This window comes from Noviherbaspirillum cavernae, from assembly GCF_003590875.1.
Taxonomy (GTDB): Bacteria; Pseudomonadota; Gammaproteobacteria; order Burkholderiales; family Burkholderiaceae_D; genus Noviherbaspirillum; species Noviherbaspirillum cavernae.
In genome coordinates this window covers 1,912,031-1,927,536 of sequence record NZ_QYUN01000002.1, presented here as the reverse complement: position 1 = coordinate 1,927,536, position 15,506 = coordinate 1,912,031, and the positions used below count along the sequence as shown (strand labels likewise).

Genomic DNA, 15,506 nt, shown 5'->3' with positions numbered 1-15,506 from the left:
TGCAGCTCTGGAGCAGTATTCGAAATAACGCAATAAATGATATGCGGGTCCTCTGTCATTTCGAACGTAGTGAGAAATCTTCGGTGTTGACGTCATGCCAGGCATGAAATTCCTCACCTTCGTTCGGAATGACAACGCCAACTCTTGCTTGTCGATGAAAAAACGGCCGGACTGAATCAACAAACCTCGTCTGACACGCAACGTCCAGAAACCTCCTTCGCATTCCACCGTCGAACAAGGAAACCCTCATCGTTTCCTTTCAACACGGCGCCTATGCGATCACAAGAAGAATCTCTCGCAGCTACCTCGACGGCAGTTTCATCAAGCGCGCCGCGTCTGTTGCAACCCGGGCGCAACTGCTGGCGTGTCGAACATGCGCATCGCTTCAGTATGCTGGTGGACGCCGCGGCGTATTTCAAGGCGGTGCGCGCGGCATTGCGGGAAGCGCGGCACAGTATCTTCATCCTCAGCTGGGATATCGACAGCCGCACGCTGCTGTTGCCGGAAGGCGCGAACGACGGCTTTCCGGAGCCGCTGGGCGATTTCCTGCATGAGGTGGTCGCGGCCAATCCCGGCTTGCATGCCTATGTCCTCAACTGGGATTTCGCGATGCTGTACGCGCTGGAGCGCGAGTGGCTGCCGGTGTACAAGATGGGCTGGCGCACGGACCGGCGGCTTGCATTCTTCATGGACGGACATCATCCGATCGGTGCGTCGCATCATCAGAAGATCGTCGTGATCGACGACAAGCTGGCGTTCGTCGGCGGACTCGATCTGACGCGCAGCCGATGGGATACGCCGGAACATGCCTGTCATCTGCCGCTGCGCCGCGGTATCGACGGCAGGACATATGGCCCGTTCCATGATGTGCAGTCGATGGTGGATGGCAATGCCGCACGTGCGCTGGCAGACCTTTGCCGCGTACGCTGGCAACATGCGACCGGACACTGGCCTGCGACCGCACCGCACTCGGAATGCGATCCATGGCCGCACGATGTGACGCCTGATCTGACGAACATCGATATCGCGATTGCACGAACCGAGCCGGCCTATGAGGGACGTCCGGGAGTTTTTGAAGTGCGGCAACTGTATCTCGATGCGATCGCAGCAGCGCGCCGCGACCTGTTCTTCGAGAACCAGTATTTCACTTCCGCTGTGATCAGCAACGCGCTCGCCGCGCGCCTGGCCGAGACCGAGGGGCCTGAAGTGGCGGTCATTTCGCCCCGCACACAGAGCGGCTGGCTGGAGGAGGCGACGATGGGCGTCTTGCGCGCCCGCCTGCATCGGCGCTTGCAGGAAGCCGACGCGCACGGCCGTTACCGGCTGTACTGTCCGCACATTCCGGATCTGGATCAAGGCTGCCTCAACGTCCACAGCAAGGTGTTCGCAATGGACGACGATGTGTTTTGCGTCGGCTCGGCCAACCTCAGCAACCGTTCGATGGTGTTCGATACGGAATGCAATCTCGCGTTCGAGGCGTACGGCAGCGATGCGGAGAAGGAGCGCATTCGCCACGCGATTGCTCGTTTGCGCAGCCGCCTGCTGGCGGAGCATCTCGATACCACGCCCGACATCGTGATGGACTGTGCGCGGCAACATGGCGGCCTGCATCAGACGATCGCGGCATTGCAGGGACCGGCACGCTCGCTGCATGCGATGGACCCGCAGATCACGCCGGAACTCGACGCGCTCATTCCGGAGCAAGCCATATTTGATCCCGAGCAGCCGATCGATGCGGACGAACTTGTCTCGCAATTCGTGCCGGAGGAGGCAAAGCCTGCGCCGCGCCGCCTGCTCGGGCTGGGTGCGCTTGCGGTCGTGCTCGTCTTGCTGGCTGTGGCGTGGCGCTGGACACCGCTGCGCGAATACGCGAACCTCGATTCCCTCGTCGGCTTTGCGCGCGGGCTTGATGATTTGCCGTTCACGCCGCTTGCGGTGGTGGCGAGTTACGTGATCGCCGGCTTGGTGATGATGCCGGTATCGCTGATGATTGCCGTCACCGGCGTCGTGTTCGGACCGGTGGCTGGTGCAAGTTATGCGATTGCCGGCAGCCTGTTGAGTGCGGCCGCGACATATGGGATCGGCTGGCGGCTGGGGCGTGAAACGGTGCGCCGTCTGGTCGGCGCGCGCGTCAATCGCCTGAGTCAACGAATCGCGCGTCGCGGCATCGTCGCGATGATCATCGTGCGCATGCTGCCGATCGCGCCGTTTACGCTCGTTAACCTGGTGGCTGGAGCGTCGCATATCAGTTTTCGCGATTTCATGATAGGGACGCTGTTGGGCATGCTGCCGGGTATCGTTGTCATGGTCACGTTCGTCCACTATCTGGCCGAGGCAGTGCGCACGCCGAGCATGGGATCGATTGCGGTGCTTGGTGCGGTGGTGCTGCTGCTGGTGGGGTTCGCAATGCTGCTGCAGCGCCTCTTTGCCGGAAGGCGGAGCGTCGAGGCGAAATGAGCTTGACTACTGTCATCACGCCGGATTTTTCGGAAGCAGTGCCCGACCTGAACCCGTGGCCGCTCACGGTCGCCACCTACAACATTCATGGGGCGGTGGGGTGGGATGGCGAGTTTGCGCCGATGCGCGTAGGCGATGTGCTGCATGAGATGAACGCGGACATCATTGCCTTGCAGGAAGTGCCGCTCGGCGGAAATGGATCTCCCAATGTGCTGGCGATGCTGCAGGATGTGACCGGTTTTCATTCCACGGAGGGCCCGACCGGACAGGGAATGGAGCGGCGCTATGGCAATGCGGTGTTGAGCCGCTATGCAATTCGCGACACGCGCGCGATCGACTTGTCCTTCGGCAGCCGCGAACCGCGCGGCGCGGTGGATGCGGATGTCGATTGCCATGGCCATCCCCTGCGGGTGATCGCCACGCATCTGGGTTTGCGTCCAGCCGAGCGGCGCGATCAGATTCGTCGCCTGCTGCAGGTATTCGACACTGATCAGATGGCGGTCATTCTTCTGGGCGACGTCAATGAATGGTTCATGTGGGGCAGGCCGCTGCGCTGGCTGGTGTCACACTTCGAGGCGGTGCCCGCGCCGGCCACGTTTCCCGCGCGCTGGCCGATCTTCGCGCTCGACCGAATCTGGATCCGACCGCGTCACCGGCTGGTACATGTCGAACGGCACGACACGCCGCTGGCGCGCATTGCATCCGATCATCTGCCGCTGGTCGCGCATATCGATGGATAGAAGGCAGCTTGCGTTCGTGCCGAAGTGATTGATACTGATTGTTGCAGGACGCACGTGCCGATGCGCAGCAACAGGGCAACGCACCGGTGCCGTCTGTCAATGAATGTGAAAGACAATACAATACCGCACCACTCGATTGCTGAGAGAACATGTCCTTTCCCATGCCGCGATTCCTGCCATCCTTCGTTTCCTTATGCACTGCCGTCTGTGCGCTTGCGAGTGCATTCACCGCGCAAGCACTTGCAGCAGAACCATCCAGACCCCTCGACACCGACACGATGACAAAGCGCGCCGTACCCTGCATGGCGTGTCACGGCAAGGAAGGACGGGCGGCGAGCGATGGCTACTATCCGCGCATCGCGGGCAAGCCGGCCGGTTATCTCTACAACCAGTTGCTGAATTTCAAGGAAGGGCGGCGCAAGCAGTATCCGATGATGATCTACATGGTGCAGCATCTGTCCGACGACTACCTGAAGGAGCTCGCGGTTTACTTTGCGGAACAGCATCCGCCATATCCCGCACCGCAAATCTCGAACCAGCCGCAAGCAGTGGTGGATCGCGGACGCACCCTCGCGATGGTCGGCGACGCAACGAAGAACATTCCGTCATGCGCGGCGTGCCACGGTGAAAAGCTGACCGGCATCGCGCCGTCGATCCCCGGTCTGCTCGGGCTTCCGCGCGATTACATCAACGGCCAGTTCGGCGCATGGCGAAGCGGCGCACGGCGCGCTGCTGCACCCGATTGCATGGGTGAGATCACGCAGCGCCTGACGGTGGAAGACATCAGCGCGGTATCGGCATGGCTGGCGTCGCAGCCGGTTCCGCCCGACTATGCGCCGTCGCAAGCGACCGGCGTCCACCTTCCGATCGCCTGCGGAAGCTTTTCGCAGAAGTAAGGGAGACGACAAATGAAACGCATTTTTCTGGTGATTGCCATCATCCTCGTCGCCGTGCTGGGCGCGGGCCTTTATCTCGGTCTCGCGGAAGACAAGGGAAGCGCATCGCAGCCAGCCACCAATGCGGCGCAAATGATCGAGCGCGGCAGCTATCTGGTGCGGGCAGGCGATTGCCTCGCGTGCCACACCGTGCGAGGCGGCGCGCCGTTTGCGGGTGGACGCGGCATCGAGACGCCGTTCGGCACCATCTATTCTTCCAACATCACACCTGACACCGCGACCGGCATCGGCAGCTGGACGGCGGATGATTTCTGGCGCGCCATCCATAACGGCAAGGGCAGGGACGGCAAGCTGCTGTATCCGGCCTTTCCGTATCCGAACTACACCATGGTGACGCGGGCCGATGCGGATGCGATGTTCGCGTATTTCAGAACGCTTGCGCCGGTGGTCCAGCAAGACAGGGAGCCGGAACTGCGCTTCCCCTTCAACCAGCGCAACTTGCTGGTGGCATGGCGCGCGCTCTATTTCCGCCCGGGCGAGTTCAAGCCGGAGCAAAGCCGCAGCGTCGAATGGAATCGCGGCGCCTATCTGGTGCAGGGCCTCGGCCATTGCAATGCCTGCCATACCGCGCGCAACATACTCGGCGCGACGGAGACGAAAAACGATCTGGGCGGCGCGGTGATTCCGATATCGAACTGGTACGCGCCGTCCTTGACGTCGGAGTCCGAAGCCGGACTCGGCAGCTGGGAGCTGCAGCACATCGCCGACCTGCTCAGGACCGGCGTATCGGCGCGCGGAGTCGCATCGGGGCCCATGGCGGAGGTGGTGCGCGAAAGCCTGCAGCATCTGACGGAAAGCGATATCCGCGCGATGAGCACGTACCTGCGCTCGCTGCCGCAAACGCCGGAAGAGGACGACACCCACACCATGGTCGCCGCCAAACCGGAGAACCAGTATGCCTTGAAGCTGGGGGCGGCCATCTATCAGAAACACTGCGTTGAATGCCACAAGCCGTCCGGCGCAGGAGAGCCGCCCGGCTTCCCCGCACTGGCGGGCAATCGTGCCATCCAGCTCGATACCTTCGTCAATCCCGTGCGTGCCGTGCTGCACGGCGGCTATCCGCCTAGCACCGAGGGCAACCCGCGTCCGTACGGCATGCCGCCGTTCGGTGCGATCCTGAACGATCAGGAAGTCGCGGCGGTCGTGTCCTACATCCGCAATTCATGGGGCAATCACGCGGCGATGGTGTATCCGGCGCAGGTGACGCGGCTGCGTTCCGTGCCGCTGGAGTAGAAGTTCATGAGCGCGAAGCATTTCGATGCTGAATCGCGGCAGGGTGCGCGCAATTGACGAAGGAGGGCGGCATGAACACGAATGCAGCATCGGACTGGTTTGCCAGACGGAGAAAGCTTCTCGCAATCATGGGTGCGACCGGTACCAGTCTGTTGACGGGGTTCCCGCTGCGCAACGCCCTTGCGGCAAACGCGGTTGAGCCGACATGCGTCGCCACACCGGAACAGACCGAAGGGCCATACTTCGTTGACGAGCGTTTGCAGCGCTCGGACATCCGGCGCGATCCGTCGGACGGCTCGATCAAGGAAGGCGTGCCGCTGACGTTGCAGCTTGTCGTGTCGACGGTCGGCGCGAACGGATGCAAGCCGCTTGCCGGTGCCATCGTCGATGTGTGGCATTGCGATGCGAAAGGCGTCTATTCGGACGTCAGCGATCCAGGCTTCACCACAGGCGGGAAAAAATTCCTGCGCGGCTATCAGATCACCGATGCCGAGGGGCGTGTCCGCTTCACCACCATCTATCCCGGCTGGTACGAAGGCAGGACCGTGCATATCCACTTCAAGATCAGAACCGATGCCGCATCCGCGCGGGCACATGAATTCACTTCGCAGCTGTACTTCGACGATGCGCTCAACGACAAGGTGCTGTCCCGCCCGCCTTATGCCGCGCGCGGATTGCGCCGCGTCAGGAACGAGCGCGACGGCATTTTCCGGCGCGGCGGACGGCAACTGATGCTTGCGGTTGCCGAGAGCGGCCAGGGATATTCCGGCGCATTCCATGTCGGCTTGAAGCTGGCCTGACCGCGCCGATCTTCGCGCCAGATTGTCATTCCGAACGAAGGTGAGGAATCTCCAATGCTGGAACCATGCCATGCACGAGATTCCTCGCTTGCGCTCGGAATGACAGCACGGGCGCTATCCCCTTCCTTCATAAAGATGAAAACCATATCCGGCCTTCTTGTGTCGGCCTTCCTTGCGCGTTGAGCCGCGTCAATCCTTGTCCACGGCAAATACATCGATGCGCTAACGCGCAGTAAGCTTTTCCTGTAACAACACCGCATTCAGCGCCGCAGGATCGCATTCCCGAATTTCATCCGCAGACCGATGCCAACAACGGCGCGGTCTTTTGCTGCTGCACGAAATCGGACTCCATGGCCATGACAACAACAAACAGGAGAGGGCACATGCGTTCAGGAAAGCGCTTTTCGCACTTTTTTCTGCTGCCGGTAGTCTGCGTGGCGCTTGCCGCATGCGGCAGTGGCGGCGGCGATGATGACGACACTCCTGCGCTCGACGTCAAATTTCTTTCCAGCCGCGCCGATTTCGTGAGCGGCGGCGACGGATTGGTGGAAGTGATCCTGCCCACCGGCACCGCAGTAAGCGGCTTGAGGGTGGAAGTCGGCGGCCGCGACGTCAGCAGCGCGTTCGCGCTGCGCGCCAATGGACGCGTGACCGGTGTTGTGAGCGGTCTGGCGAATGGCGTCAACACGCTCGTCGTCTCCGCCCCCGGCGTGCGCAGCGCCAGCCTGAAAATCACCAACCATCCGATTGGCGGCCCCATCCTCTCCGGTCAGCAGATTCAGCCGTGGGTCTGCGCGACGCCAACCGCGCAACCGGAAGCCGGCAGCACGCCATCGACCAATGGCAGCGGCCTCGCCACCAGTGCCACGGACGCGCAATGCAATATCGCGACCGAGACGCGATTCTTCTACAAGACAACGACAGCGGCTTGCGTCAATGCCTTGCCCGACCCGACGCCGCCCGCGACCGCGAATCCGAACAACTGCTTCAAGCCCTACGATCCGAATGCGGTGCTGCCGGCGGACCTTGCGACCACCACCACCGATACCGGGCTCACCGTTCCCTACATCGTCCGGCGCGAGCGCGGCACGATCAATCGCGGCATCTACGACATTGCCGTCCTGTTCGATCCGGCGAAGCCATGGACAGCCACCGCGCCGCAATCCGCGTGGAACGGCAAGCTGCTGTATCAGTTCGGCGGGAGTACGGGCCAGCCGCGCAAGCAGTTTCGTCCGCAGGGATCCTGGGCGGACGACAAGTCGCTGGCGCGTGGATACATGGTGGTGCAGAACAGCCTCACGGATTCGCAATACAACGCCAACCGCGTCCTGATGTCGGAAACCGTGATGATGATGAAGGAGCATGTCACCGACACCTACGGCGAGATCCGGTTCACGATGGGCGCGGGATGCTCCGGCGGCTCGATCAATCAGAACACTGCCGCATCGATCATGCCGGGTCTGCTGGACGGCATCCAGCCGACCTGCACCTATCCCGACTCGGAAACGACGACGATGGAAGTGCAGGATTGCGTGCTGCTGGTCGAGGCCTATCAAAAGCCGGACTGGCTCAACCTGATGGCGAACGGCGGCTATTCGCTGGCACAGGTCAACGCCAAGAAGGCGGCGATCAACGGCCACCTCGACCAGACCGCCTGCCACGCATGGAACAACCTGTTCGGCACCAATTCCAAGCCGGGAAACTTCTTTGCACGCGTGGTTTTGCCAGCCGACAATGCAACCGGCGTCATCACGACGTTGCCGGTGTCGGCGAACAATTGCCAGCTGCCGGCCAATACCGTCTATGACCCGGTGACGAACCCGAATGGCCCGCGCTGTGGTGGTGCCGATAGCGCGGTGGCCGTGTGGGGCAAGGTGCCGAACACGGTCTTCGCACGCGATACGCGGGACAATGTCGGCGTCCAATATGGCCTGAAGGCCTTCATCGAAGGCGCAATCACTGCCGAGGAGTTCGTCACGCTCAACGAGATCATCGGCGGCGTCAATGCCGACTCCATCCTGTCCGTCAATCGCAGTCAAGCGAATCCCGATGCGCTGGCGACCGCGTATCGCGCCGGCATCGTTGCCAGCGGCAAGCTGCTGGCGCAAACACCGATCATCGACATGCGCGGCTGGGACGATTCACTCATCGCCGTCCTGCCGAGCGGCATCTCGGGACCGCCAAACATCACCGGCATCCATCATGTCTGGCGCAGCTTCGCGTTGCGCGACCGCCTGGACAAGGCCAATGGCAGCCACGCCGGGCATGTGATGTGGCGCTATGCTCGCAACGGTTTTGTGCCGGCGCCCTCCATGACGCTGGACGCATTCCAGACGATGGACATGTGGCTGACCAATCTGAAGGCCGATACCAGCACTGCATCAATCGCGCAAAAAGTGGTGCGGGCGAAACCGGTCGAGGCCTTCGACTTCTGCTATCTGAGCGGCGACGCCGCGCAGGCGACCAAGGTGACCGACAAGGCAATCTGCGATGCCGACCCGTTCCTGCGGCCGCATGCATCGCCGCGACAGACTGCCGGCGGACCGCGTTCGGAAGACATCCTGAAGTGCCAGCTCAGGCCCTTGAATGCCGCGGATTATGCGCCGCAGATCATCTCGGGGATTCACCTTGCGCGATTGCAGGCGGTGTTTCCGGATGGTGTTTGCGACTGGCTCAAGCCGGGCGTCGGTCAGCAGGCGCCGGCGTCGTCCATGACATTCTCGGGCGGGGCGGGCGGCGTGCCGATCGGGCCGGCACCGACGGCGACGCCGCAATGAATGCGGTGCGGCGGATTGATTGGCGCGGCAAAGTTCGATTGAGGCCTGCAAGGCCGTGAGGTTCGACTGCTTGTCGGCGCGCATGTAACGGTGGTAAATATGCGAAGTCGGGAACGGAAGAATTGAAGGGTCAGGTATGACTTCGCAGAAATACATTGCACTTCGGATGATGATTGCCGGAATGCTGCTGGGTATACTGTGCAAGGTTGCGCAGGCGGACGATGATGCGTCCTCCGGTACGTCGCTCCCTGCCGGCGTGCGCGTCGTGCGCGACGTGCCCTACGGCAGCGACCCGGCGCAGCGCTTCGACGTCTATGCGGCCATTGGCGTGCAAGACGCTCCGGTGATTTTCATGGTGCATGGCGGCGCATGGATGCTGGGTGACAAGTCGGCACGCGCGGTGGTGGAGAACAAGGTGGCGCGGTGGGTGCCGAAGGGTTTTATCGTGATCTCGGCAAATTACCGGATGCTGCCGCGCGCCATGCCGGTGGAGCAGGCAAGGGATGTCGGAAAAGCACTGGCGACGGCGCAGAAAAAGGCGGCAACCTGGGGCGGAGATCGCACCCGATTCATTCTGATGGGGCATTCCGCCGGAGCGCATCTGGTCGCTTTGCTAACCGCGTGGTCGGCAACGTGTGACGGGAACGATTGCGCCGGGGTCGCTACTGCGCCGTGGCTGGCATCGGTATTGCTCGACAGTGCCGCGCTCGATGTGGTGCAGCGCATGGAGCAAAGGCATCCGCGTCTTTATGATCGGGTCTTCGGACGCGATCCGGAGTACTGGAAGGCGGCTTCACCCTTCCATGCATTGAACGGCGGGACTGTGCCGATTCTCGCGGTGTGTTCGAGCCTGCGCGACGATCCCTGTCCGCAGGCGGATCGTTTCGCGGCAAAGGCTGTGTCGTCGGGAATGCGCGCAAGCGTATTGAAGCAGCCGTTATCGCACAAGGATATCAATCAGCATCTGGGCCAGCCGGGCGACTACACGAACAGTGTGGAAGCCTTTTTGCGCACCGTCGATGCCGCCGTATCAGACAGGTTGCGGTGAGCGCGCCTTCATCGCAGGAAGAATCCGGTGGGGAAGGGATCGGATTCCTCCAGCACCCATTGGTTTGTTCCCATGATGTGCGCGTTGCCGCTGACTTCCGTGGTAACGGCATCGAGATCGCCTGCCTTCAGCGTGCCGGTGACCCTGACCTCGAAGGCGCTGCCGACGATGCTGCCGTTCACGTATGGCTGATTCAGCGCCAGCTTGCCTCTCAAGAACAATTGCGCTGCGCGTCCGGAGGTGCCCGTGCCGGTCGGCGAACGGTCCACTTCGCGATCGGCGAAGATGCAGACGTTGGACTGGTCCACGCCCGGACGGTTGGGCGCACCGTCGATGATGGTGCCATACAGCTGGTCCAGTCCCGGTTCCAGCGGATGCCGGATCGACACTTTTGCCTTCACCGCGGCCTTGGTTTCCGCGCCGAGTTGAATCAATGCACGCACCTGTTCCGGTTTGATCTCCAGATGGGCCTGATCGGCATTGATGTAGTAATAGAACGCGCCGCCGAAGACGATGTCGCCGATGATCTTTCCAAATGACGGCGTCTCCACCTCCAGGTCGCGCAGGTAGATGAAGGACGGCACGTTCTTGAACGTCACCTTGCCGGCACGCGTGCCGTCCCATTCGACATGCGCTTCGATGAAACCCGCCGGGGCGTCGAAGGCGATTCGCGTGGCAGGCGTCTTGCGCTCGACATAACCCATCTCGACCAGCACCTTGCCCAACGCGATGATGCCGTGGCCGCACATGTCGCTGTAGCCCTCGTTGTGGATGAAGATGACGCCGAAATCCGCATCCGGCGTGACGGGCGGGAAAAGGTAAGCGCCATACATGTCCGCATGGCCGCGCGGTTCGTTCATCAGGAACTGGCGCAAGTCGTCGCGGTTAGCCTTGAGCCACGCGCGCTTTTCCAGAATCGTCTTGCCGGGTACCGGCGGCATGCCGGACATCATGATCCGCAATGGCTCGCCGCCGGTGTGCGCGTCGATGGTGTGGATCGTGCGGAGGTAGCTCAACATGGTTGCTGTCCTTCTTCAAGGCTGCGCTGAACAAGCCATCGATTTTCGGACTTGCATTGATTTGATCGATGCGAGTCCGCAACGCGGCCCGTTCATCGCGTTTTTCATTGCCCTTGCGGGCAGGTTGCCGGGTGTTTCCACCCGCTTTCGCCCACTACGGGCGCATCTGTGCCATCAATCGATGGCGCGCCAGGTACAGGTTCGCCAATGCCAGTGCCGTGAAGGCGCGGCATGCATTCCAAGCCAGGCCGCGATGGCGCACCTTGGTAAACCCCCACACCGTTTGACGCCGATAACTCTTCCGGCAGCCGCACCCTTGCCGCTCGTAACGATTGGCGCAATGGTGACGCAGATTCCATGTCGGCACGGGCCGCCAATGAGCCCACCAACGATGCCGGATTGCAGGCTTCTCCTTCATGCCACACCTATTGATCAGTTTCTTGAATTCTGGAGGGAGTCCATATATGGATTGTCAGGCGTCCGTGTCAAGAGTTGCACTTTCACGACTCGATGTGGGGAGGCCACTGAGGGTGCTGCGGAAGATCATCGGAAATGTCATACCAAGAGGCCTTGGAGGCGACGAAGATGTGCTCAGAGGGTCTTGCGCCAGGGTCGTCGTCGAGTGTGCCGATGACGACTTCTCCAATGCGGCCATCATGGGCGCTTGCGAGTGAGGTGCCGCAGTTGCTGCAGAACAGACGCTGCCGACCCGCCGACGATTCGTACGAGCGAACCTGCGACTCACCTCTGGTCCATCGAAAGTGCTGTTGACCGAGGATTCCCCATGTCACAAATGCTGCGCCATGGAGTTTCCTGCACATCGTGCAGTGACAGTTTCCTATGTGAACGAAGGGGCCGCTGATTTCATACGCTACGGCCCCGCACAAGCAACTTCCTCGCAGCATGGTGATAGACCTCCAAGTGTGTCGTGAAGTTAGCCAGGTCACGATTGTTACGCCTGACGCCTCAGTTCACCGGCCCGAACGAGCGGGCAAAGCCCGCTTGCGAAGGGTCCGGTGCAACTGATGGTTGGGCGTAGAGTCATATGGCCGCGGGGTGTTGCAATGCGGTTCGCGCGGCGACTCTCTCTCGCGAATAGCGATGTGTGAGCCAGAGGAGGGCAAAGCCGATTAGGGGAAGCAGGATGTCGGTGTAGAGGATCACACCCGCGTTGCCCGGCGCAAGGTTGCCGGTTCTGAGGATCTCCAGGATGTGACCGCCCGCGGCGCCAAGCAGTAAGCAGGCGGGACCCACAACCGCGGCGACGCGCATGTCGAAGCTCCCCCGGAATGCGAGAAAGCCGACGACCGCGAAGCCCAGGCTCGCAAAACCGACCTCCCTCTGGAACGGGCTGTCCGCCCATCCGATGAAGCGTGCCGTCATCTCACCGAAGAACACATGCAACACGAAGCTGTAGAGAAAACCGAGCGCGATCGGGAAGAGTATGAAATACGAGAAGAGCGCCTCGAGAAGCACCGGTAACGTCAACGGGCGAGGCCTTCGCAACAACGAGCCTGCCGAGGCGACAAACCCAAGAGCCAGCAGGGTCAGCGTGAAATTCTGCAGGAGGAAGCGGATCACTTCTGCCATGAGTTTCTCCGAATGTGCCACCAAGCGATTCATGATCTCGGGTGACGAAATGATGGGGGGGCCTTGACTCTTGACTCATCGGCAAGCGGGGAACGCTGCATGACACGTCCCGCGCTTGCCGCATGCATCAATAGCTGGCGATCGGTACCGGTTCGCCGCCCTTGAACTGGAACACCGTCACCGGCGACTGCTTGAGATCGTGCTTGTCATCGAACTCGTAGGAGCCCGCCACGCCCTTGTATTGGATCTTGGCGAGAGCCGGGCCGTACTTGGCGGGATCGATCGAGTTGGCCGCTTTCATTGCCTGCGCGACCAGCATCATGCCGTCATAGAACGACACGGCATAGACTTCCGGCGGACGGTTGAATTGCTTCCTGTAATCCGCCGCAAAGGTTTTTCCCTCGGCCAGTTTGTCCAGCATCGCGCCGCCCTGCGTGCAGTAGACGTTGGAGCCGACACTGTCGCCGCCAAGGCGCGCCATTTCGGCGGAGCAGATGCCATCGCCGCCGAGCATCAAGGCTTGCAGTCCGATCTGCTTCATCTGACGCGTCATGGGCCCGCCTTGCGGCGCATAGCCGCCGTAGAAAATGGCGTCCGGTTTCTTGGCCTTGATCGAGGTCAGGATGGACATGAAGTCGGTCGACTTGTCGGTCGTGAAGTCTCTTCCCGTGATCTCGATCCCGTTGGCCTTGGCCACCTTTTCGAATTCGTTGGCCAGCCCCTGCCCGTAGGCGGTGCGGTCATCCACCAGCGCCACCCGCTTCACCTTCAGTTCTTTCGCCGCGTATTGCGCGATCTTGCCACCCAGCTGGATGTCATTGGCAGCAACGCGGAACACGTTGAAGAAGCCTTGCTGCGTGATCTTCGGATTGGACGAGACAGTCGCGATCACGATGCCGGCATCGTTGTAGACCTTCGATGCGGGGATGGTGACGCCGGAGTTGTACGGGCCGATGACGGCCTTGACGCCACTATCGACCAGCTTCTGCGCGACGCTCACACCGGCGCGCGGATCGGCCTGGTCATCCTCGATCTGCAGCTCGAACTTCAGTTTCTTGCCGCCGACGACCATGCCTTGTGCGTTGAGCCGGTCCACGGCCATCTGCACGCCGCCCTGATTGTCCTTTCCCGCCGCAGACTGCGGACCCGACAGCGGACTGCTGAAACCGATCTTGACGACCTGAACGTCTTGCGCGAATGCAATGGCCGGAACGAGCACCAGCAAGGGAATGAAGTGACTGCGTGCCAACATGATGCGTCTCCTCTTGATGTTGGGAAAACGGGGGAACAACACCTTTTCACTTCCATGTCTGGTTCCAGTGTAACCATCCTTTTTTCAAAGTAAATCGATCGCAGGGAACATTCCTTGCGACATGGTGCCTCATCGCAGGGTTCGTCTAGAACGCATATTGCCGCCGTATACGCTGCGCCGTCAGCCAGTGGTCGGTGGTGAATTCGCGTATCGCCCATTCGCCGCCGTAACGGCCGATGCCGCTGTTTTTCTCGCCGCCGAAGGGCGCGTCCGGATGGTCGTCCACGGTGCCGTCGTTGATATGCGTCATGCCCGCATGGAGCGCGAGTGCGAAGCGCGCGCCGCGCCCTTCGTCGCGCGTGAACACCGCGCTGGACAGGCCGTGCTCCGTGTCGTTCGCGATGCGCAGCGCCTCTTCTTCGCTGGTCACCTTGATGATCGCCGCAACCGGGCCGAACGCATCCATCCTGGCGATCGGCATGTCGCCGGTCACATCGGCAAACACCTGTGGCGGCAGAACCAGCCCGTCCGGCTCGCCGCCCAGCACCTGGCGCGCTCCTGCGTCGTGCGCGCTCTGGATGCATGCCTTCATGCGGTCCAGTTGCCGTGCGTTGATCAGCGGCCCGATGACCGTGTCCTCGTCCGCCGGGTCGCCGTGCTTGAGTCCGCCGGCGTGCTCCTTGAAGCGGTAGACGAATTCGTCATACAACCGCGTATCGACGATGAAGCGATTGGCGCTCGTGCTGATCTGTCCCTGGTGCAGGAATCTGCTCCACACGGCGGCAGGCAGCGCGCGGTCGATGTGCGCATCGTCCAGCACGATGAAAGGCGAATTGCCGCCGAGTTCGAGGAGGAGCCGCTTGATCGTGGAGGCGGCCGCGACGGCCTGGGCGATGTGCCTGCCGGAACTTGCGGAACCGGTAAAGACGATCAGGCGCGGGACGGGATGCGTGACGAATGCATCGCCCAGTTCGCTGCGCGACGCGACCACCACGTTCAGTATTCCGGGCGGCAGACCGGCTTCCTCATAGATCTTCGCGAGCAGCAGGCCGCCGGTGACGGGAGTGTCTTGCGCCGGCTTGAGCACGACCGCATTGCCGAGCGCGATGGCGGGTGCGACGGCGCGATTGGACAGATAGATCGGCAAGGTCCACGGACTGATCACGCCGATCACGCCGAGCGGCTGGCGGTACGCGCGGCTGTCCTTGCCGGCAATGTCGGACGACAGGATCCGGCCCGCGTCGCGATACGGAAAGGAGGCGGCTTCCCGTGTCACGGCATTCAGCAGCCGGCATTGCCATCGGGCCGTGATCCGCGTGCTGCCGGTTTCGCCCACCAGCCAATCCACGATTTCGTCATGGCGTGCCTCCATGATGGCAAGGGCGCGCAGCAGGACGTCGGCGCGTTCGGCGGGAGGCGCGCTTGCCCACGATGCCTGCGCCATGGCGGCACTGTCGTAGGCGTTGTCGAGGTCGCTGCGGTTGGCGAGGATGATGTGCGCCAGCAAGTCATTGTTGTATGGATTGGTGTCGTCCAGCGTGTTGGTGGAACGCCCGGGCCGCCACGCGCCATTGATGAATTGTTCCTCGAAACCGCTGTAGCGGCTGACGGGCGGTTGCGGCGTGGCGTCCATG

The 15,506-nt window shown here is 61.8% G+C and carries 12 protein-coding genes and 1 pseudogene; 7 read left to right on the top strand and 6 right to left on the bottom strand.

The features are described 5' to 3' along the window. Positions 1–273 precede the first annotated feature (273 nt). The 7 genes from D3870_RS08935 (at position 274) to D3870_RS08905 (ending at position 10,011) form a co-directional block, all read left to right on the top strand. On the top strand, positions 274–2,457 hold the full coding sequence (locus D3870_RS08935; protein WP_119738392.1) for a VTT domain-containing protein: 2,184 nt from the start codon (positions 274–276) through the stop codon (positions 2,455–2,457). After that, positions 2,454–3,197, top strand: a complete 744-nt coding sequence (locus tag D3870_RS08930; protein ID WP_119738390.1) for an endonuclease/exonuclease/phosphatase family protein — start codon at positions 2,454–2,456, stop codon at positions 3,195–3,197. The genes D3870_RS08935 and D3870_RS08930 overlap by 4 nt, the downstream gene beginning before the upstream one ends. A gap of 149 nt (positions 3,198–3,346) precedes the next feature. After that, complete coding sequence (locus D3870_RS08925; RefSeq protein ID WP_242489914.1) at positions 3,347–4,093, top strand: c-type cytochrome; 747 nt, start codon at positions 3,347–3,349, stop codon at positions 4,091–4,093. 12 nt (positions 4,094–4,105) lie between these two features. Next, on the top strand, positions 4,106–5,386 hold the full coding sequence (locus D3870_RS08920; protein WP_119738386.1) for a c-type cytochrome: 1,281 nt from the start codon (positions 4,106–4,108) through the stop codon (positions 5,384–5,386). A gap of 71 nt (positions 5,387–5,457) precedes the next feature. After that, positions 5,458–6,186 (top strand): intradiol ring-cleavage dioxygenase, encoded by a 729-nt coding sequence (locus tag D3870_RS08915; RefSeq protein ID WP_119741887.1) that lies wholly within the window; start codon positions 5,458–5,460, stop codon positions 6,184–6,186. Positions 6,187–6,569: 383 nt separating this feature from the next. Next, on the top strand, positions 6,570–8,963 hold the full coding sequence (locus D3870_RS08910; protein ID WP_119738384.1) for a DUF6351 family protein: 2,394 nt from the start codon (positions 6,570–6,572) through the stop codon (positions 8,961–8,963). 181 nt (positions 8,964–9,144) lie between these two features. Continuing rightward, positions 9,145–10,011: an alpha/beta hydrolase gene (locus D3870_RS08905; RefSeq protein WP_158590416.1), complete on the top strand. Its 867-nt coding sequence runs from the start codon at positions 9,145–9,147 to the stop codon at positions 10,009–10,011. Between the two features lie 8 nt (positions 10,012–10,019). Here D3870_RS08905 and lhpH read toward each other — a convergent pair whose 3' ends face one another. The 6 genes and pseudogenes from lhpH to D3870_RS08875 form a co-directional block, all read right to left on the bottom strand. Next, positions 10,020–11,030, bottom strand: coding sequence for a trans-3-hydroxy-L-proline dehydratase (gene lhpH, locus D3870_RS08900; protein WP_119738380.1), 1,011 nt, complete (start codon positions 11,028–11,030; stop codon positions 10,020–10,022). Between the two features lie 154 nt (positions 11,031–11,184). Then, positions 11,185–11,310 (bottom strand): annotated as a pseudogene (locus tag D3870_RS08895) (IS5/IS1182 family transposase); the annotation flags it as partial. A gap of 220 nt (positions 11,311–11,530) precedes the next feature. Then, positions 11,531–11,935, bottom strand: coding sequence for a GFA family protein (locus D3870_RS08890; protein ID WP_119738378.1), 405 nt, complete (start codon positions 11,933–11,935; stop codon positions 11,531–11,533). A 136-nt stretch (positions 11,936–12,071) separates the two neighbouring features. Further along, positions 12,072–12,620: a DUF6790 family protein gene (locus D3870_RS08885; RefSeq protein ID WP_119741886.1), complete on the bottom strand. Its 549-nt coding sequence runs from the start codon at positions 12,618–12,620 to the stop codon at positions 12,072–12,074. A 127-nt stretch (positions 12,621–12,747) separates the two neighbouring features. Next, a complete protein-coding gene (locus D3870_RS08880; protein ID WP_119738376.1) occupies positions 12,748–13,872 on the bottom strand; it encodes a branched-chain amino acid ABC transporter substrate-binding protein in 1,125 nt (374 codons plus the stop codon). A 145-nt stretch (positions 13,873–14,017) separates the two neighbouring features. Beyond that, a complete protein-coding gene (locus tag D3870_RS08875) occupies positions 14,018–15,505 on the bottom strand; it encodes an aldehyde dehydrogenase family protein (protein ID WP_119738375.1) in 1,488 nt (495 codons plus the stop codon). Position 15,506 lies beyond the last annotated feature (1 nt).